This is a genomic window from Mycobacterium sp. NGS15, assembly GCF_059813245.1.
In genome coordinates this window covers 19,108-37,838 of the sequence record NZ_JCALEF010000003.1, presented here as the reverse complement: position 1 = coordinate 37,838, position 18,731 = coordinate 19,108, and the positions used below count along the sequence as shown (strand labels likewise).

The 18,731-nt window shown below is 62.2% G+C and carries 21 protein-coding genes; 8 read left to right on the top strand and 13 right to left on the bottom strand.

Annotated features, from left to right (window positions below; all coding sequences use genetic code 11):
- Positions 1 to 205: 205 nt before the first annotated feature.
- From AC5Y5C_RS07825 to AC5Y5C_RS07810, 4 genes are read right to left on the bottom strand one after another with little or no spacing between them, the layout of a single operon-like run.
- On the bottom strand, positions 206 to 1,222 hold the full coding sequence (locus AC5Y5C_RS07825) for a 2-dehydropantoate 2-reductase (RefSeq protein ID WP_499970766.1): 1,017 nt from the start codon (positions 1,220 to 1,222) through the stop codon (positions 206 to 208).
- Positions 1,219 to 1,647: a RidA family protein gene (locus AC5Y5C_RS07820; protein ID WP_499970764.1), complete on the bottom strand. Its 429-nt coding sequence runs from the start codon at positions 1,645 to 1,647 to the stop codon at positions 1,219 to 1,221. The genes AC5Y5C_RS07825 and AC5Y5C_RS07820 overlap by 4 nt, the downstream gene beginning before the upstream one ends.
- 32 nt (positions 1,648 to 1,679) lie before the next feature.
- On the bottom strand, positions 1,680 to 2,723 hold the full coding sequence (locus AC5Y5C_RS07815) for a dipeptidase (protein WP_499970763.1): 1,044 nt from the start codon (positions 2,721 to 2,723) through the stop codon (positions 1,680 to 1,682).
- Positions 2,724 to 2,757: 34 nt separating this feature from the next.
- Positions 2,758 to 3,573, bottom strand: a complete 816-nt coding sequence (locus AC5Y5C_RS07810) for a class II aldolase/adducin family protein (RefSeq protein ID WP_499970762.1) — start codon at positions 3,571 to 3,573, stop codon at positions 2,758 to 2,760.
- 253 nt (positions 3,574 to 3,826) lie between these two features.
- Here AC5Y5C_RS07810 and AC5Y5C_RS07805 point away from each other — a divergent pair, with 253 nt between their 5' ends.
- Both AC5Y5C_RS07805 and AC5Y5C_RS07800 read left to right on the top strand, forming a co-directional pair.
- A complete protein-coding gene (locus AC5Y5C_RS07805) occupies positions 3,827 to 4,456 on the top strand; it encodes a TetR/AcrR family transcriptional regulator (RefSeq protein WP_499970759.1) in 630 nt (209 codons plus the stop codon).
- Positions 4,457 to 4,734: 278 nt separating this feature from the next.
- Positions 4,735 to 5,784: an alpha/beta hydrolase gene (locus tag AC5Y5C_RS07800; RefSeq protein ID WP_499970758.1), complete on the top strand. Its 1,050-nt coding sequence runs from the start codon at positions 4,735 to 4,737 to the stop codon at positions 5,782 to 5,784.
- A gap of 319 nt (positions 5,785 to 6,103) precedes the next feature.
- Here the strand turns inward: AC5Y5C_RS07800 and AC5Y5C_RS07795 are convergent, their stop codons facing one another.
- From AC5Y5C_RS07795 to AC5Y5C_RS07780, 4 genes are all read right to left on the bottom strand, one after another.
- Positions 6,104 to 6,601 (bottom strand): LppU/SCO3897 family protein, encoded by a 498-nt coding sequence (locus tag AC5Y5C_RS07795; protein ID WP_499970756.1) that lies wholly within the window; start codon positions 6,599 to 6,601, stop codon positions 6,104 to 6,106.
- A gap of 381 nt (positions 6,602 to 6,982) precedes the next feature.
- Positions 6,983 to 7,798 carry a hypothetical protein gene (locus tag AC5Y5C_RS07790; protein ID WP_499970754.1) on the bottom strand — a complete coding sequence of 272 codons (816 nt, stop codon included), beginning with the start codon at positions 7,796 to 7,798 and terminating at the stop codon, positions 6,983 to 6,985.
- Positions 7,799 to 8,111: 313 nt separating this feature from the next.
- Positions 8,112 to 9,401 carry a hypothetical protein gene (locus tag AC5Y5C_RS07785; protein WP_499970752.1) on the bottom strand — a complete coding sequence of 430 codons (1,290 nt, stop codon included), beginning with the start codon at positions 9,399 to 9,401 and terminating at the stop codon, positions 8,112 to 8,114.
- Positions 9,401 to 10,027 carry an MspA family porin gene (locus tag AC5Y5C_RS07780; protein WP_499970750.1) on the bottom strand — a complete coding sequence of 209 codons (627 nt, stop codon included), beginning with the start codon at positions 10,025 to 10,027 and terminating at the stop codon, positions 9,401 to 9,403. The genes AC5Y5C_RS07785 and AC5Y5C_RS07780 overlap by 1 nt, the downstream gene beginning before the upstream one ends.
- A gap of 336 nt (positions 10,028 to 10,363) precedes the next feature.
- Between AC5Y5C_RS07780 and AC5Y5C_RS07775 the strand changes: the two genes are divergently transcribed.
- Positions 10,364 to 10,777: a helix-turn-helix domain-containing protein gene (locus tag AC5Y5C_RS07775; RefSeq protein WP_499970748.1), complete on the top strand. Its 414-nt coding sequence runs from the start codon at positions 10,364 to 10,366 to the stop codon at positions 10,775 to 10,777.
- A 185-nt stretch (positions 10,778 to 10,962) separates the two neighbouring features.
- Here the strand turns inward: AC5Y5C_RS07775 and AC5Y5C_RS07770 are convergent, their stop codons facing one another.
- Entirely contained in the window at positions 10,963 to 11,133 is a 171-nt protein-coding gene (locus tag AC5Y5C_RS07770; RefSeq protein ID WP_499970747.1) for a hypothetical protein, read from the bottom strand.
- Positions 11,134 to 11,541: 408 nt separating this feature from the next.
- Here AC5Y5C_RS07770 and AC5Y5C_RS07765 point away from each other — a divergent pair, with 408 nt between their 5' ends.
- Positions 11,542 to 12,099 carry a hypothetical protein gene (locus tag AC5Y5C_RS07765; RefSeq protein ID WP_499970745.1) on the top strand — a complete coding sequence of 186 codons (558 nt, stop codon included), beginning with the start codon at positions 11,542 to 11,544 and terminating at the stop codon, positions 12,097 to 12,099.
- 527 nt (positions 12,100 to 12,626) lie between these two features.
- On the opposite strand, the gene AC5Y5C_RS07760 is transcribed toward AC5Y5C_RS07765, so the two are convergent.
- The 3 genes from AC5Y5C_RS07760 to AC5Y5C_RS07750 form a co-directional block, all read right to left on the bottom strand.
- Positions 12,627 to 13,754, bottom strand: a complete 1,128-nt coding sequence (locus tag AC5Y5C_RS07760) for a hypothetical protein (protein WP_499970743.1) — start codon at positions 13,752 to 13,754, stop codon at positions 12,627 to 12,629.
- A complete protein-coding gene (locus tag AC5Y5C_RS07755) occupies positions 13,754 to 14,284 on the bottom strand; it encodes a hypothetical protein (protein WP_499971767.1) in 531 nt (176 codons plus the stop codon). Before AC5Y5C_RS07755 ends, AC5Y5C_RS07760 begins: the two co-directional genes overlap by 1 nt.
- Before the next feature lie 599 nt (positions 14,285 to 14,883).
- Entirely contained in the window at positions 14,884 to 15,162 is a 279-nt protein-coding gene (locus AC5Y5C_RS07750) for a DUF805 domain-containing protein (RefSeq protein WP_499970741.1), read from the bottom strand.
- A 97-nt stretch (positions 15,163 to 15,259) separates the two neighbouring features.
- Between AC5Y5C_RS07750 and AC5Y5C_RS07745 the strand changes: the two genes are divergently transcribed.
- From AC5Y5C_RS07745 to AC5Y5C_RS07730, 4 genes are all read left to right on the top strand, one after another.
- Complete coding sequence (locus AC5Y5C_RS07745; protein WP_499970739.1) at positions 15,260 to 15,808, top strand: M78 family metallopeptidase domain-containing protein; 549 nt, start codon at positions 15,260 to 15,262, stop codon at positions 15,806 to 15,808.
- A 1-nt stretch (position 15,809) separates the two neighbouring features.
- Positions 15,810 to 16,913, top strand: a complete 1,104-nt coding sequence (locus tag AC5Y5C_RS07740; RefSeq protein ID WP_499970737.1) for a hypothetical protein — start codon at positions 15,810 to 15,812, stop codon at positions 16,911 to 16,913.
- A gap of 64 nt (positions 16,914 to 16,977) precedes the next feature.
- Positions 16,978 to 17,211: a hypothetical protein gene (locus tag AC5Y5C_RS07735; RefSeq protein ID WP_499970735.1), complete on the top strand. Its 234-nt coding sequence runs from the start codon at positions 16,978 to 16,980 to the stop codon at positions 17,209 to 17,211.
- Positions 17,212 to 17,306: 95 nt separating this feature from the next.
- Complete coding sequence (locus tag AC5Y5C_RS07730) at positions 17,307 to 17,648, top strand: histone-like nucleoid-structuring protein Lsr2 (RefSeq protein WP_499971765.1); 342 nt, start codon at positions 17,307 to 17,309, stop codon at positions 17,646 to 17,648.
- 133 nt (positions 17,649 to 17,781) lie between these two features.
- On the opposite strand, the gene AC5Y5C_RS07725 is transcribed toward AC5Y5C_RS07730, so the two are convergent.
- Positions 17,782 to 18,654, bottom strand: coding sequence for an alpha/beta fold hydrolase (locus AC5Y5C_RS07725; RefSeq protein WP_499970733.1), 873 nt, complete (start codon positions 18,652 to 18,654; stop codon positions 17,782 to 17,784).
- Positions 18,655 to 18,731 lie beyond the last annotated feature (77 nt).

The following is an 18,731-nucleotide window of genomic DNA, read 5'->3' as shown; positions in this document are numbered from 1 at the left end:
GAACCTGGCGACACCCGCCAGGAGACACAGCCGAGCAATCCTGATCCTGCTTCGCTGCGGAGAAGCTGGATACCTATAACCGTGTCGATGATTGCGCTTGCGTTATTCGTCGGACTGTTCTTGGTAACCGCAATCCTGCTGGCATTGAGGGTGTTCGGCGTTTTACGTGAATGCGCAGGGCCAACTGGACCTAGCCACTCGCCCGTTAGCCGAAGCGCTGATACTCCCGATCGTGGATCTCGCGACGCAGATCTGAACCCGACCACTTCTTGCCGCCGGATGAGCTGGCCTCGTGGATAAGGCGGACGAGTGCGGCGTTGACGGGCGCCTTCGCGCCCAGCTTCTTGGCGAGCTCGACGACTTCACCATTGATGTAATCGATTTCGGTCGGCCTGCCGCGGGTGATGTCGTCAAGCATCGACGAACGTGCCTGAGGGTCGATCTCAACCATTCGTCGCGCCAACAGGGCAAACAGCGAGTTCGGCATCCGGAGCACCCAGGGCATGAGCGCGAGCGGCGCCGCCAGAGGGCTGACCACCGGCTGGTGGTTACGGCGCAGCAGGCTCAGTGCCTCTCGCTGGGCCGCGGCCAGCACCAGGCGGTATTCCCGATCTCCCAGTTCGGCTTTCAACGGCAGGCCCGAGAGCGCGTTCACCGCATTGTTGAGGTTCACCACGAGCTTTCCCCACTGCACCGCCGCCATGTCGTCACGTGCGGCGGTGGGGAGCCCGCTGTCCGTGAGCGCCTGCGCAAGGGAGTCCGCTCCGGCGGAGATCGAGAGCTTTCCCTGCGTGCCCTGGTGGAAGTGCGCGGGCCCCACCTGTGCGACGTTGAAGCCGACCATGCCGGTAATCACGTTGTGCTGGTTAATGTATCGCGATATCTGGGCCGGATTGCCTATCCCATTCTGCAGACTGACCACCACTGCTCCGGGGCGGAGCCTGTCTGCCAGTGATTCCGCCATGTTCGCGGTCGCCGCCGACTTCACCGTCACGAGCACGACGTCGGCCCCGCGCACCGCATCGATGCACTCGGAGAACACGCAATCGCGTCCGGGGATCGTCGCCGACCAACCCTGATAGTCCGACAAACTCAGACCGAGCTCGGCGATCGAGCGGCCAAGGGTTTCCCGACCGATGTACACCAGGTCGTGGCCCGCGGTCTGTAGTCGCCCGCCCACATAACAACCGATGCTTCCGGCGCCGGCGACAGCGATTCTCATGGGGCTCCCACCTGAGTGCTCTGAGTGGCCCCGGAGTCCTCTGTCCCGGAAAGTTTCGCGAGCGCGTCTATCTCCACCAACAACCCGGGCGGCAGCCCACCGAACAGGGTAGTCCGCGCCGGGTAGGGCTTACTGATGGTGTCCTCGAACGCCTGGTTCAGTTCGGTGAATCCTTCTGGGGCATGAAGGAATACCCGCAGCATCAGCACAGCGCCGAAGTCGGCCCCCGCCGCGTGCAGGATCGCCTCAATGTTGCGCAGCGCCTGGGCGGTCTGCGCATAGACAGTCTCGCCCGCCAAAGAATGGGTCTCGGCATTGATTCCCACTTGACCCGACACCTGCAGAGTGTCACCTATGCGTACGGCCTGCGAATAGGCGCCGACGGGATGGGGCGCTGACGCGGTTTCTATCTGGACCTTTGCCATCCGAACTCCTTTACTACCTATGAATGCGCTGGCTACGGTGTGCGTCCGCTCCCCGAGGCACCAGGGAGAGTCTGCTTAAGAACACGAAGGGCATTGCCTCCGAGGATCCCGGTGGCCTCGGAAGCGTCGAAGCCGGTGCGCAGTAGCGCGTCGATCAACGACGGGAATCCGGTGGGTCCGGTGAATCCGGTGGCATAGCCGGGTATTCCGTTCATGTCGGTCCCGATACACAGGTGCCTGGGACCGACCAGCCCCGCCAGATGGGAGGCGTGGCGGGCGAAGTCATCCACGTCTCGCATTCCCAACCTGCGAAATCCCATCGGCCACAATCCGATCAGCCCACCGGTGGCGGCTATCGCGCGGGCCTCCTCGTCACTGATGTAGCGCGGAAACTCCTGGACCGCCGATGCCCCGGTATGCGAACTGACCACCGGAACGGACGTCTGATCGCATACCGCCATGGTGGTCGACGCGTCGGCATGCGCGAGATCTATCAGCATTCCCAGCCGGTTCGCTTCTGTGACAACCTCTTTACCGAGGGCGGTCAGACCTGACGAGTAACGCCCGGCACGCACAGCCCGGCTGCCCCGGCCCCCGGACAGCGAGGTACTGATCGTTCCGAGGCCGTTATCCGCGTAATGCACCAGGCCCAGCACCCGCACTCCCCTGCGATGAAGGTCGACCAACCGATCCGGTTGCGCACCCACGACATCGGCGCCTTCGAGGCCGAGTATCACGGTCGCCGCATTGCCGGCTTCGATCTGCTCGACGGTGTCCACCACGGTAATGCCGGCCGCCGAGGCCTCGGCACGGGCGAGGTCCAGCTGGGCCGTGACACCGTGCCACGGAGAGCGCAGTCGCCACGCGGTGCCCAGCAACGCATCTCCGACGGCCGTGACGACCGCGAGGTTTACCTTGCCCGTCGACAATTTTGTCAACGGCTCGGACGGCATGCCTATTGTCTTGCCGCCCAGGGCACGCAGCCATCGCGGCACGATACTGAGCCCGTGGGTATGCATGTCGACCGTCGGCGCCGTGTCGTTGAGCCTCCTGGCTTCTTGGGCGGTCGTACTCATCTGCGGTAGCCCCCGAACACGGGTAGCGCCGACATCAACGAAGGGCCTCCGGAGCCGTTCTGATCACGTCGTCCCATAGCGGCTGGAACTGGAACCACCCCGCAACCGGCGTGCCGATCTGGTTGTAGACCGCGACGGCCGTGTCATGGTCGATGGTTCGGGGTTCTCCGGCAGCCATGGCGAGGAGCTGAGCTTGGCAGGACCGCTCCATCGTGATGAACCACCAGGCGGCCTCCGCCACCGAGTGACCCACGGTGAGCAGTCCGTGGTTCTGCAGGATTACCGCCTTGGCCGGCCCGAGCGCAGTTCCGATCGCCCGGCCCTCTTCCAGGTCGCTGACGACGCCGCGGTAGTCGGTGTACACCTCGTGGTCCTCGTAAAACGCACATGCATCCTGCGTGATAGGCAACAACGGCTGTCCCAGCGACGAGAACGCCTTGCCATGTATCGAGTGTGCGTGCGCTGCGGCGATCACATCGGGCCTGGCCTTGTGCACCTCGGAGTGAATGCAGAACGCCGCCCTGTTTACCGGTCGGCTGCCGGTAAGCACAGTGCCGTCGTGATCGACCTGGATCAGGTCGGACACCGTGATGTGCCGGAAGTTCATGCCGAAGGGATTCACCCAAAACGTCTCGGGAAACTCTGGATCGCGGACAGTGATGTGTCCGGCCACCCCCTCGGAGAAACCGAATGCCCCGAAGATCCGGAACGCTGCTGCCAATTCACGCAGTCGACGATCACGCTCCTCCCCGACCGTCGCCGCAGGTGTCGGACTCGTCGGGTCCGCATCGGCGGAACCGACCATGTACGCGGACAACTCTTCGCCCGCCACGACGTCTTCGGAGGTCATCTATTCACCTTTCAATACATATATGTATTTACTGATCACAAGCTACCCCCGTTCCGGAAAACCCGTCAAGAGGAGCCGTGCACGAGGAGGTGACAGTGAATGGTGGCTGCTTTCATATGAATCGGATGTAATGCGACCATGAACGTTCCCATCGGCGCTTCAATGGTTCACCAGCCACTTTCCGATGATGAGCTGTAGAATACATAGTTGTATCGAAACTGGATTACAGTCCGCACCACTGGAAAGGCGTCCCATGCCGACTGGTTCGACCGGGCGGCGCGAACACACCCGCGCGCGCCTGATGGAGGCCGCACTCGATGTGTTCGCCGACCGTGGATTTCATGGCGCCAGTATCGAGAACATCTGCGAGAAGGCGGGATTCACACGAGGCGCGTTCTACTCGAACTTCGCGGGCAAGGATGAGCTGTTCTTCACCCTGTTCGACGCCAGCAGCGACCAACTGATCGCTGCACTGCGGGCGGCACTGGATGAGTGCCGCAAGAGCCCCGATCCCATCGGCACCTTCATCTCCACCATCGATGACAAGGGCCCCGCACAGCGCCGCTGGTATCTCATCAGCATGGAGTTCACGCTGTACGCGATCCGCGAACCGAGCGCTGCCGTGGTGCTGGCCGAGCACGACGCGCGACTACGGCGCGAGGCAGCCGGCATCATCAACGAACTGATGACGATCGCGAACCGTGAACTGATCATCGACGCCGAGCTCATCGCCCGGCTCGCCACCGCCCTGCGCGAAGGTGTGGCCGCGCAGTTCTATGTCGAGCCCGAGCTGGCCGAGACGCGCATGCTCGAACGACTCGCGTTCCCCGCCATGGTGCGCGCGTTTTCCCACCCGGTACGCGCGACAACAGGTGACGAATAGCGACGACCGGTGCTGTGACACCCGGATTCGTACCGAAGCCAGTATGGCAACACACGATCCCCAGAGTGGCAAGACTGCCCTCACGCGAAGACGACCTGGCGTGGTCGCGCAATAGGCCGCAACCCCGCGGGGTGCGTTACGTCCAGCTCTGCGGCAGGCGCATCCATGTGTCGTGCATCCCACAATCCGTTGTGTATCCGACCGGTCTACTGAAAGCCTTTTCGAGAGCTGATCGATAAGCCGGGCAGTGCCGGCAAGAAGGAGCACACGAACTCACTATGGTCTCGATTCCGGTCTCTGCGAGGAACTTGTTCGCCCTCACTCTCGGCGAAGGGGTGCGCCCACCCACACCGACCAGCCATGTTGCACTGTTCGACGAGCCACATCGCCAGTTGCGCCGTTACGGCACCGACGATCCGCGTGAGTCCAGCTCTGTCCCCGTCCTGTTGGTTCCGCCGCTGGCAGCGTCGGCAACATGCTATGACCTCGCACCGGGTCAGTCACTGGTGGCGCACCTGCTCGAGGAGAGCCGTACGCCCTACGTCGTCGACTACGGTGAGATCGGCTGGGCAGATAGACATCTGGGTCTGGAGGCCTTCTTCGCCGACATCATTCCGCAGGCCATCGAGCGCGTGCTTATCGATTCCGGCAAGGCGCAGCTTGACCTGATTGGGTGGAGCCTGGGCGGCACGCTGAGCCTTTTGACCGCCGCGGCCGACCGTGGATTGCCGATCCGCTCGATCGTCGCTATCGGCACCCCGTTGGACTACGGACAAATCCCGGGATATCCCGAGGTACGCCGAATCACCAAACGCACCAACGGCTATGCCGTCACCACGGTGTTGCGGGCGCTCGGCGGCATTCCTGCACCGGTGGTACAGGCCGCCTACCGCGCCACCTCATGGGACCGAGAGATCAAGCGGCCCTGGTTCCTGCTGAACAATCTGGACAACACCGAAGCGTTGGCCAAGGCCGAGGTGATCGACCGGTTTCAGGACGCCTTCCCCGGTTATCCAGGACGTGCGGTCTCGCAGATGTGGGGCCGATTCATCTATCACGATGAGATTGCCGCCGGCGTGGTCAATGTGGCCGGTTACACCCTCGATCTGACGGCTCTGACGTTGCCAATCCAGCTGTTCGGCAGCCACCGTGATGCCATCGCACCGTGGCAGTGTGTGCATCACGGCGTCGCAATGCTCAAGTCGGCGGACGTTCGGTTCACCACGGTGGAGGCGAGCCACCTCGGACTGGTGGCGCTGTCGGCCGGTGTCAACGAGACGTGGCCGGCCATCGATGACTTCTTGGCCGAGTTGGACCAGCGCAAGTAAGTCGCTGACGTTCAGCGCCAAGAACCATTCGCCGTCCGGTTGGCGGTCTGGGGCGTGACCTCCCCGCTGCGCGCAGAGTTGAGGATCTCGTCTTGCCCGCGTTATGTACGGACGCCAAGTTGTCTCTTCAGACATGTTGAGACGGAATCAGTGCAACGATCGTGGAGCCCCTCGGCCAGCCCGAACAAGCTCGTGATCGTCTACCGCACCGTCGTGGCTTTGAATGCCATCGTCGCCTGGATTCAACGTTCGTCAGACATGCACCAGGGGTGCGGTTCTCGGTACCGCCCAACACCTCCCGGCTGTCGGCCGCATGCGTCTACTTCTCCATCTCCGTACAAATGGTGAACCGGCGTAGCGGATGCGCGAAACCACCTGTCGGACAACCTTCGACGCTAACGGAGTTCAGGATGACCTTCGTTGGTTTCAATCGGTTAGGCACGCTAGCGTCCTCGCATGCTGCGCGCACGGCGGTCACTGTCCCGATATTCAAACAGTCTTTGCTGCTCCACTGGTAGTCCAGGCAGGCAGCGAACTGTCCTTCATCGGGGTTCATGTAAAACTTCTGGGCGACGTCCGCGGGGCACTCCTGAGGTGTCGACACCCGCTGTACTACTTTGTAGCCGTTGGTAGGCGCTAGGCAGTCAACTACCTTCAAAGTCGCGCCCGTACTGGGGCCTTCAAAGCTCACACACGCGCCGACCGGAGCGATGCCGGCTCCTGGAACCCCCGCATCTTGCGGTGGGAACTGACCGGGAATCTGGTCGAAATCTACGGCGGGAGGTGAACTCCCGCCGCCCGCGGGTGCGATAGTCATCGATACTCCGCGATCAGTAGCACCGTTTGCGCATGCTGACATGATTGCCACTGAACAGCAGACGGCGAGCGTGTTACTGAACATATTATTTATCATCTCGCGCTTTCATTACAAGGTATATAGCTGTGCCTGAAGTCAAGACAAGCATTACTACGGAAATGACCATGCTTTGGCCTGAATAGATGTCGACAAGAAGTTTCCCTAGAAACGCCAGCGCTGACACAATAAGTAATGCCACTGGGACTTGCGGATTTACACGCCGTTGCCACTCTGGATGATTTCGGGCATACAACCTGATGGCGATGTAGATCGCAGCTACTATCGCGATGGCGATAAGGACTAGTATCGGCCTACTGGGCACGCTGTATTCTCCTATCGATCTTACTTACTCGCGCATTCGAGCATCTTGATGCCGCCGCCAACGGCTGCGAAAGTGCCGAAAATGGCAATCGGTATCCCCACTCCTCCGGCGGGAACCGTAACTGCACCTGCGACAACTGATCCAATTCCGCCGAAGAATGAAAAAGCGCTACCCATCCAATCGGCCACACTGCATTTCTGCGATTCCGCTAGCTTTTTGTTGAGGTCGTCTATTTGTTTCTGTTGCTGATTCAGCTGGTTTTGCAGGTCTTGAACGCTTGGCGACTGCTGGGGAGGTTGTGGCTGGGCGGTAGTGGGGCAGCCGCCGGGGCACGGTGGTGCAATAGGTGTAGCTACCGGCGGTTGCGGATCGCGGTGGGGCTCAAGGAACCAGATCGGGCTTCTCCCGCCGCCCCCGCTGATCGGCGGAACAGCAGAAACGACATTTCCCAGCGCGTTCATCGCCGCTTGGCACTGCTGCTGCTTCTGATTGAACTGTTGGATACCGTCGTCTTGCTTGTTTTGCGGCTGCTGCTGACCGGGCTGCTGACCCTGCTGGGGTTGTTGTTGCGGGGATTGTTGTTGCGGGGCCTGATAATCAGGATTCGGCTTACCTGGTCCCTGTGTGTACTCCGCCGGCCCATGGTTGATGGGCTGCTGTTCCCCGTTCGCTGCACGCTCCCACGTGCCGTCTGGGTTCTGGCCCGGCTGCATACCCTGCTGCGGGCTGCCGGCCTGGCCGCTTTGAGGTGGAGCACCCTGAGCTGGCGTGTTGTAGATGTTGACGCCACCGTTCTGGTCCAGAGCCGGCTGGTTGCCTCCCGGGTAGTCCGGCATCGATGGCATCGAGGGCGGCTGGAACTGGCTTCCCCCGCCCGCAGGACCCGTCATCCCTCCGCCACCGCCCGGGCCCGTCGGCCCAGTCGGCTCGGCGCCAACAGTGGCCAGGGTAGAGAACCCGGTACCGGGTTCGGTGTGATAATTGGCTACTTTGGCACCGCCTGCAGCCAACGCCACGATCGCCACGGCCGCAGATGCGCGGCGCAGCCCCATCGGCATCCGCCATCTATCGCTCATCACCATGAGATGACCTTCCTGTGTCGTGCGTCAGATTTGTTGTATGGCATGGGCTTCCAATCGATGGTCAACATCATTGGCAGTACCTGTTGTTATTTGAGGGCAGCCTGCGCAGGTCCGCTGCAGGCGTAACGGGCTGGCATAGCGGCTCCGTGAGCATGTTTGCTTTGACCCAGCCGACTTCATCGCTAGCGATGCGCTGGCAGGTGTCGTAGTCTTCGCCTTGTTGTCCGAACGCCGAGACACAGTTGGTGGACATGTTTGCGAACAGGGTGTTGTTGCAGACATCTGTCGAGGTGTTCGACGGGGTCGCATCTAGGCACATCTGCTGGCGCTGGCAGGCCACAACGAAGTCTGCCGTGCGTCCATCCGCGGACCGGAATTCGTTGGGTCCGCCCTGGCAGCCGCCGCTGTGCCGCTGGGCATACAGCACCGGATCGACCCCGGCGGGCCGGTACTTACCGTCAATGTCAGTCACGTAATCGGCAGGCATGGCGATCACTTGGGGTGCGCTGACTCCGTTGGGCATGCCGTCCCAATCTGCAGTTAGAGCACCCGATGTGGGGGTGTTGGAGGCGCGGTAGGACAGGGTGATTTCGATGGGGAAGGCGAAGATGTTGGCTTCACCGAGGTTGATCAAGATGTTGGTCTGTTTCGGGAAGCCCGGCCCGATGCCCGGGGTGACGTCGATCGCGGCGCGATTGGTGTCGCGGGCCACGGGAATGGAGAAGGTGCCGATGGTGCGCGATGGCGCGCCGGGGTGTGCGTCGGATTCGACCAGTACGACGTTGGTGCCCTGGCGCAGGTGGGCGCCTTCGGGGATCTTCACCCCGACGGCCATATCTGATGGTGAGAAGATGGTTTTGCGGCGGATGATGATGTCGCCGCCGCCTCCGGAGAACGGGATCACCTGGTAATCAACGTCATTAGATGCGTAGGTCGCTCCCCCGTCGCCGGACCAGGCCGCGGCCTGCAGCGTCATCTCACCGGGTAGGTGGATCGCGATGTTCTTGCCGGCCCAGGTGGTCGGGAAGAAGATGCCGTCCTTGGCGAACATGGGCACCGTGAAACTCGACAGCTCTCGCGCGGCAGCCAACGGCCGGCCCATACCGTTACCCTCGCCCTGAGGGGCCGACGACGACACTTTTGCGCCTCCAATGTTGTTGATACGCGGCGCATCTTGAGGCATCTCCCGCGGCGCCGGTAACGGCGGCGGAGTCGGGACATTCGGATCGGCTGCCGCTACGCCGGCGGTCATCCTGGATCCAGTAGTGGGTAGGACCACGAATGTGGCCGCCAGGAGCGTCAGGCCTAACAAGATCGCGCGTCGCAGCAGTGGCGTTGTTGTGGAAGTTTTTGTCATCACAGGTCTTTCGGCTCGCCGTAAACGGTTTGGGTGTCGTTGCCGTTCTCGGTGCGGATCCGGAACGTCGCGAAGGACTGGATTTTGACCTGGCCGCCGCAGCCGTCGGCCTCGACGTTCTGGTTACGCACTTGGGAGACGGCGTGCATGTTGCGGAAGTTGATCCGGTCCATCGGCAACTGCGCCAAACCGCCGGGTTTGAGCACGACACGCATGTATCCGCCGATGTGTTCCTGCGCGCCCACCGAGGCCCCACCGGACACCCCACCAAAACCGCCCCCCTGGCCGCCGCCACCACCGGCGCCGCCGTTTCCGCCGCCATAGGCTCCGCCGTAGGCCTGCCCGGAGAGCTGCTGGCTAAGCGTTAGTCCCAGGTCACCGCCGAGCTCCACACCCGAGGACGAATCGGTGCGGCAGCCCACGAAATACCCGGTCTCCAGCTGCGCGTCCTGAATGACCGCCGCGCCGGCACCACTGATCGTGGCCTCAGCGCGGTAGGACACGCGTGCTTGCCACGAGTTGCTCGCCCCGGCGATGTTGTCGATGTGATCGATCACCTCATTGGTCATCGTCAACCCCACAGCCCAGCCGTCATCGGTCACGAACTGCTGCTGCTGATCAGGCATCACCTGCGGATCCGCACTCGCCAAGCCTGTCAGAGTCGAGGCAGACGCGGCCGCGATCGCAACACTAAACGCTGCCGTGACGGCGGTAGCACGCCGCAGTGGTGATCGTGTTATTGGCATGTGTGACAGGCCTTCCCGTGACCTATACCGCCGAAGCGGGTGTGCGATATATGACTGCAGGAGCCCCAGCAGCTAACCAGACTGTACGGTTAGTAAAACGTGACTGTCAAGTGATGTCCTTGAGACATTCCGTGTCGGTGGCTATAGTGGCTTGCGTAGGGATAGATACTGTGGGGACAAGACCGGTACGCAGGCAGATACGCAGAGGCAACAGTTGTGGTGCAGTTTTCGGAGCGGCTAGCTCATCTGATGGAGACCGTGCACCCGGCGGGCCGCGGCTCCTACACCCTCGCCGAGGTGGTGGCCGGGATCGCCGAACACGATGTCAAGATCTCGGTGCCCTACCTGTCGCACCTGCGCAACGGCACCCGCACCAACCCCAAACCCGAAATCGTCACCGCCCTGGCGGCATTCTTCAAGGTCAGCCCCGCCTACTTCTACGACACCGCCTACGCCAAGAAGATCGATGCGGACCTGGATTTGATTGTGCAGCTACGCGATTCGAAAGTGCGCGAGATCGCCGAACGCAGCTACGGACTATCCGAGGGTGCACGCCAGGTCATCGCCGACATGGTCAATCACCTACGCACCGCCGAAGGCCTGCCCGACAGACCCACCTCCGAGGCATAACGCCGGCGACACCGATACAGGCCGATCCGCCGCTGACCGGCTACCGCTTCCGGCGTAGTCAGCCACTGGTAGTTCAGGTGTGGTTCCACAACACCCGCGAGCCAGCGGCCCGCACCCAGCATCGAGTCCGCCTCCCTGGCGGTATGCGCGGGGTTGAGTGACACTGCCATCGTGTGTGGTTGGGTCTAGCTGAAGACCAGGGGCCCGCCGTAGTAGATGGTGAGCATTGTTCCGGCGATCAGGACTGTTGCAAGCATCTTGCGATTCGGCCATATCCAAAAGCTGATGCTCCCGACGACAATCGCCGCCACTAGACCCGCCATGTGGAAGATGGACCCATCTGATTCTGATCCCATGGCTCATTATCGCCCGCGTCGCCGTGCGCGCTCAGCAACGCGAGCCGGGCTGAGCGCGTGGGCGTCAAGCCGGTTTCTGGCGGTCTAGCCCGGTCCGGCCCTTGATTCCCTGCACTTCGCGTTGCACGACGCTTAAACTGGTGATTTACTGTCAGGATAGATAGCTGATAGAAAATTGCCTAAGGGGATGGGCGTGTGAAGGTTCAGATTCGGCGGCGCTTGCTCGTCGCAGTTGTGGCGTTGGCCCTTCCGGCGGGCGCGGTGGCTGTGCCAGTCCTGCCCACCTCGTTGGTGGCGGTCGCACGGGCGGCGTGCCCACCTGACTGTGGCGGGGGTGGGGATAACGGTGGAGGCCAGCTCCCGGGACAGGGAGGAATGCAGTTCCAACCTCCGGCTCAACCGCCGGCGATGCCTGACTACAGCGGTGGCAGCGATCTGCCGGCGCTGAACCAGAGCAACGGGATCAGCATCTATAACCAGCAGCCCGGACAGCAAGCATCGCAACAGACTCCGGTGGCGCAAGAGGCACAGTTGCAGAACCCCTTCCCATGGCAAAGGGACGCCCTGGGAAACCAAATGCCGCTCAATCAGGAGCCGCTGCCGACTCAGGAGCTCAGTGAGCAGTTCGAGGCGATGCAGAACGTGTATCTGGATGAGCCTGGGCCTCACGTACCTGAGCCTTGGGAGTTTGATGACCGCGTACCCGAACCGGAAGAGGATCAGCCGTTGACCTATTCAACCGAATGCGTCTCGTTCGGGAACGAGCTTGGGCACGAGCGCGACGTGGTTAACGCCTGGAACGACGCACTCAATGAGGCGATAAAGCTCGTGCCGAAGACCGATGACTTTACGTTGTGGAGCAACATTCGGTCTGCGCAGAGGGCGGCCCGTGATCGACGTGAACAATTGAGGGCACATGGGGCGGTCTGGGCAAGTCAGTGCCAGCCGAACCCAAGCCCCAACTGATAGTGGATGGCCGCCGCAGGCAGCGGTCATCGCCCGCCGACGGGCAGCTGTAGGTCTCGTGCGATGCGGGGGAACTGCGAAGATCCAAGGTGGTGAAGTTCAGTGGTTGCAGCCGAGCCCGTTGTGCTTGTTGGCGACACCGAACGCCGCTGATGCCGAGAGCGCCAGTGTCTAATGTCCCAACCTGATCCGCTTCACCCGCTATTGCCCTGAGCACACCGAGGCATGGAGCGGGCCACGCACAGCCTCTCGTGGGGTCACCCGTCAGCGCCGTTGGCGAGAGCTGGTACCGAAGATCCTTGACCGAGGCCGCTACCGCTCAGATCCAGCACGAAGGCGTCGGCGCAGGGCGAACCTCCGTCGTGGACAAGGAGCAGCCGACCTCGCAACATGACCGGAATCAGTACAACCAGCATAAGGCACAGCCGGACGACAACCGATGGTTGTCTAACACCCGTCGCCCAGCGCGCGCCGCAGGTCGATTGCCCCGCTAGGCATTGCCGACATAGCCAGTCGTCTGAGCGCGTCTAATGCGCCCCTGCTAAATCCGCGCTGGCCCTGTAGCGCTGGTAAGCCGCGGCGATCGCTAATGTCCAGTCCTGGCTGGTTACCGTTTCTGGTGCGGTTAGCCACTGGCAGTTCAGGTTTGGTTCCGCAACGTCCGCCAGCCAGCGGGCCACCGCGTCGGCCCGCTCGCCCAACGTCGCCGGCGGCTGAATACCCTGCAGCGGTGTGCCGCGCTGCTGGGCGCTCAGGGTCAGCCCGTCCTGAATCTGGCTGCACCACTCATGAACCACATCCGTGCGGCTGGCCCCTGGAGCAAGCGGTGCATCCAAGCTCGGCAAAGCACTGACCAGGAAATCTCGAATCGGCTTGAGCTGGGCTAGTTTCCGGCGAGCCTGCGCGTACATCATCAGTGGAGGCGCGGCGAACCCGGCGATCAACAATGCCGCACATAGGGTGGCCGGGACAGTGCTGAGCCACATACTGTCTCGCACGACGGCGATACCTAAGTGGTGCATGATTCCGCCGCGCACCACGGGCACCAAACATGCTGCCGCGGCGGCGCCCAGAAGCCCTAGGCCCCACCCTGTGGGCGTGTTGTCGGCGTAGCGCACACCCAGCCACACCATCTGCACCAACACAGCGAACGAGTACATCGCACTGGTTACCGCCGCGATCACCAGCCCCGGATTAGTAAAATTAGGAGCCGCGTTGAAGCGGTAGACATCAAGATCTACAGACGCCGCATCCCAGATAACGACAGCAGCGGTCATAACGCTGAGCACGCACAATGCCGTCGCGACGATAAACCACACGGTGCGACGCAGCCGAGGCCCCGAAACACCCCGTAGGCGCAGCATGAACACCTGCAAGACGGACGCCCAGACCACACCGGGGCCCCCGGTTATCTCCACGGCCTTTGCAACCGGAGGCAGCCCCTCCCACCACCCATGCAGCAACAGCCACAACCACAAGGCACTCACGGCAATTGCCGAGACGCCGGCTGCTGGGGACGAGCGGCGTTGCCGCCACCGCCACATCCGATACACCACCGCAGGTGTCAAACACACCACCACCACGAGGGTGGCTACCCTCAGATAGCCCCGTTCACGCGGCAGCTGGTCCCAGGCCGCCACAATCGACAGCGTCATCATCCCAATGCGTCGTCGAGGTCATAACCACGCCCGAGTCTGCGCTGACTGCTCGCCTCCACGCGGCGCGTCAACAGTCCCGCGAACCATTCGGCCGCCACTTCGTCCTGCTGCCACACCCCCGGCATCCCCGGATTGTCATCACAGCACGCCCGCTGCAACATATGCGCGATCAGGTCCGAAGAGGCCGCCTGCACTATTCCCTCGACATATTCGGTCACCGGCCGGCCTCGATGCCCCAGCACCATGTGCCCCAACTCATGAGCGATCGTGCGATCGCGGCCCACCACACCCACACCCACCTGAACCACGTCGCGGTCCGGCAATGACAACCACCGCCCGAACACCCCCGCCGGCAACACCACATCCTGAATCGTCAACGACCGGCCCTGGGCCTGAACCCACGCCTGCGTCAGCGCGCTCACCGAACAACCCGACACCGGCACCCCAGCCAACACCTGATCCACCGCAGCAACAACACTCACCTGCCCGTCGTACTCGCAGCGGTCGGCCGCCCGACGCCAACGCATCCACTGACGAGCCATTCCCACAAATTAGCCGCCAACAGGCGCCGCGAACAAACCGACCCGACAGGATTGTCCGAGGGCTGTGCAGATCCAGTTACTGGGCGACTATGAAGCCCATAACGGGTGAAAGAAGGGCTCCTGCGTGCTCCCCCGTCGCGACAATCGTGGAGCGCCGCACACACCGAAATAGGGTGTTGCTGCACTATGCACGGTAGCGGTGGTTGCCGGCCTTCTACGGAGAGGAATTTACGAGCAAGGCCCCCGGCCGATGGCGTAAGGGAAGTGCCCCCCGGCCGTTGCCGGCGCGGGTGCTGCCGGAAGTGCTGAAACGAGAGGTGCCCCCGCGCTCGAACCATCGGGGGGTGAGGTGAGCGCGGAGGCAGTCGCAACCCTAACAGGGCTCGATGAATAGTTCGCTACAGCCGTTCTTCGAGCTGTTCGAGCAGCAGGATGCAGGTGGCCAGTCCGACCGGAAAGCCTAGGCAAAGCAGACTGTCAGCGCGGCGACACCCGGTCGCCAGAGGGCGAGCGGGCATCAATCCCAGTGGATGAGGCCAAACACGCACAGCATGACTCATACCAGCGTCACGCGGCCGGCCAGACTAACGGCGGTCGTAGCGGGCGCCTGCCGGATCCGTGTTCAACAGACCAAAGACGATCGCCGTGAAGTAGTTGACCACCGGAATGAACGACAACAGGTATAGCCAGCCAGACAGGTTCGCATCGTGCAGACGCCGGATCGACACCGAGACCGAAGGCAGAACGAGCGTCAACCCAAACAGAATCAGCACGTTTCCGACCACAGTCGACACTGCATCGATGTCGACAACCGCTGAGGCAATAGCCCTGATGCCGCGTGCACCCGCGACACCAGGTCGCACGCTGAAATTACTCCCCGTCGGTCGGCGCGACGCGCTGATGGGGCCTGTATGCAGCTTCGCCTTGTCGAAGACGTCGAGGGTTTGCTACCGTCGGCAAATGGGTGGTCGGCGGGGTATTGGTATGCGCCGGTTCAGTGCGCGTGGCCGCCGCGACGAAGACACTCACATCAGGGCGGCAGTAGATGCCGCGGTCGAGGAGGTTTTCGCCGCAGCACCCGCCCCGACCGGATCGCTGCTGGCTCTGGTCGAGGCCTGGGGGCTGCGCCGCGGCAAGCCAATCTGCATACAGGACGAGCCCCTACCGGTGGGCGTCTTCGGGCAGTGGCTATCCCTGCCCGACAAGGACGTGCTCAAGATTCGGCCTGGGGCACTGACCCGCGAGCGCACCATCGCCCACGAACTCGGACACATGGCCCTTGGACATCGGGGACAAACCGTCATCGACTACACGACGGCGCAGATGCAGGCCGCTTCCCCCGATCTGGTGGCTTTCATGCTGCAACGATCATGCGATGAGGCCTGTCGGTGGCCGCGCGAGGAAATCGCCGCCGAACGCTTTGCCAGTCTGCTGATGCGCCGCCTGGAACGCGCCGCCGCCGAAGGAGAAAGACTGTCTCGGTACCGCATCGATGACGCCCTGAACTGACATGCAGATCCTGCATATCGTCCTGCTCACGGCGACCTTCCCGCTAGTGATCTACCGGATATGGCGGCTGCGCCAACACCCCTCGATCCCGGGTGCAGCCATCACAGCATTCCTCATCTCACTATGGTTCTGGGTGCTATCGGATATCGAATACATCTGGGCCGCACTCCCGGACACGCTACAAGCATTCCAGCTTGCCGCCGGCACCATCATCGCACCAGCAGCCAGCCTGCACGCGTTCGTCCTGAGCCTCACGACCGTGCGAGAATTTATCCTGCGCAACGGCATTCGTATCATTGCCGGATCTGCGCTAGCGACTCTCACAGTCGTCCTGCTCATCAGTGCCACCGTAACCATCCCCGAGGGCAGCCCGTACGCGATCAGCACGATCAGCGGCCAAACCCCGCTGATAGCAGCGACCATCATCACGCACGCCTACGCCGCAGCAGTATTCGCCCATCTCATCGTCCTCGGCGTGCGCGCAGCAGATTCATCGCCCGCAGGCAAAGGTATGCGATTCCTCACGGCCGCATCAATATTTCAGCTGCCCCCGATAATTCACGGCGGCATATGGACCCCGCTGGCCCTACATCTGGGAAAAAATGTCCCAGCAAGTCACCACCTGCTATTTCAGATAGCCCCCGGCCTAGCAGCACCCCTGCTGTTCCTGGCCGCAATCATCTGGCCGCCCTGGGAAACACGACGCAACGCGCGCCGCGAGCTCCAACGGCTGGCCCCACTACATCACCTACTCGATGCCCAGTTCCCTGGCCTGGGCCCACCGGTGCCCCCAGGCACCACCGCATCCGAACGCGTCTATGAATGGACCGCACAAATCCAAGACGGCCTAAGCCTGCTCGCACAACACACCCACATGCCCCTCAACGACACCCCACCACCCCACGACAACACCCGACACGCCCAAGCCATCATCAACTGGCTCAACGGCACACCCACACAACAAATCAGCGAATCATGGCTCACCGCACCACCACCCATGACCACCAAAGAATGGACCCTCACACTAGCCAAGTCCTACCGCAGCAACGGATCCGCACCAAAACGACCCGGCAGCCAACCAGCTGCCTCGACCGAACATCAATGACCGACACGACAAGCCGCACACCAGCACCAGCACATCAGCGACCCACACGCCTAGAGTGTGCAGCGTGCATCCCGAACTGGACCCCGCAACCATCTGGCGCGCCCTACCCGAAGCGCTCAAAAAGGCACTGCGCCAGCATGGCTCAGATCCGTTGAGCGACACACTGTTACGTCAATGCAGCCAGGCTGTCGAAGAACACGACACCCCCGTCTTCTGGCGACCCGACCCAGCCACAGACTTCACCCAATACCGCCTCCACCCCCTACTCATCGACTACCTCAAGAACACTGCACGCTAGTCGCCGGCATTTGCGCCACCACAGAAAGTGATCACGTCGAGCGCGACATTCTGTCTGTCCACCAACGCCGAGTGGAAATTCTCACTTCGCCCCTGGTGGCGAAAAAGGTCACGGAGACACTGGTCGACGACACCGACGGCAAAGCTGCCGATGAGACCGTCGAATTCAGCGTCGACAGCGTCACCTATGAGATCGACCTTTCTTCGAAAAATGCGCAGAAACTGCGCGATCAGCTCTCGACCTGGATCGAGCACGCGCGAAGGGCCAGCAGTCATCGCAGCAACCGCGGGAATTCAGCAACGAGCCGAGGCCGTACCGTGCTCGATCGCGGAAAAGGCGCTGCCATCCGAGAATGGGCGCGCAAGAATGGACACGACGTATCCCCGCGCGGCCGCATTCCCACCGGCGTCGTGGACGCATTCAACGCAGCCAACTAGCCGCGTTGAGCATCCGCCATGGCGTCAGCTCTCCAGCCTCGCTGCTAGTCACCACTGGCTGTGACCGCTACTCGAGCATCCCGATTAGCGGATCCGCCAACCATTTTCGTTGGCCAGGTTCAACCTAAAGCGGCTAGTTTCTGCCGCTGGCTGTTGCTGACGCGGATGCGGCTGTGGTGGCGATAAAGTCGTCGAGCAGGCTTACTACCTGGGCCGGGGCTTCGACTTGGGCGAAGTGCCCGACTTCCGGAAGTACTTCGAGTCGACACTGTGGACGGGCCTTCAGTGCGCTGTAGGCATGATCGACCGGGATGATGTCGTCGTTTTCACCCCAGATCATCAGGGTTGGCAGATCCTGGCGCAGGCTGAGCCGGTTGAGTGCGTTGACGGACTGGCCTCGGTAGTCGACCACCGATCGCAGCGTGCGCAAGAAAGCCTCACGGGTCTGCGGATCGGCGAACGACGAGTAGGCGTTCCAGATTTCGGCGCCCCGCGCAGACTGCACACCGAGCGCACTAAGCCGCGACCGCAGGAAGTTGCCTGCGGCCAAAACCGGGGCGGGGGCGATCAACGGCATCACAAACTCCGCGCCCGGAGCGGACAGCAGACGCAGGATCCATCCCACATCGGGCCCAAGACCCCCGCTACTGATCAACACCAGCCGGCGACAATACGTGGGGTGCTGGTACAGGAACTGCATCGCGATACCGCCACCGAGCGAATGCCCGACCACGGTGGCGGACTGCACGCCGAGTTCATCGAGCAGATCACGCAACCCAACAGCAAAAGCACCCAGCGAGTAGTCAGTGCGCGGCTTGGCCGACAAGCCGTGTCCCAGCAAGTCCGGTGCAATCACACGATATTTTTTGGCCAGCTCAGGCAGTATGGCCCGCCAGGTCTGCGAGCTGCCCGCCATGCCGTGAATCAACAGCAGCGCCTCACCCTCCCCCTCATCAAGGACAGCGTGTCGCTCGCCATGGATATCAACGAACTTGGTGTCGGCCACGAAAGCCCCTCCAGTCAATGAACACCCAGCCTACCGGCGAGTAACTTTCCAAGCATGAGACCTGCCGACATTGACCC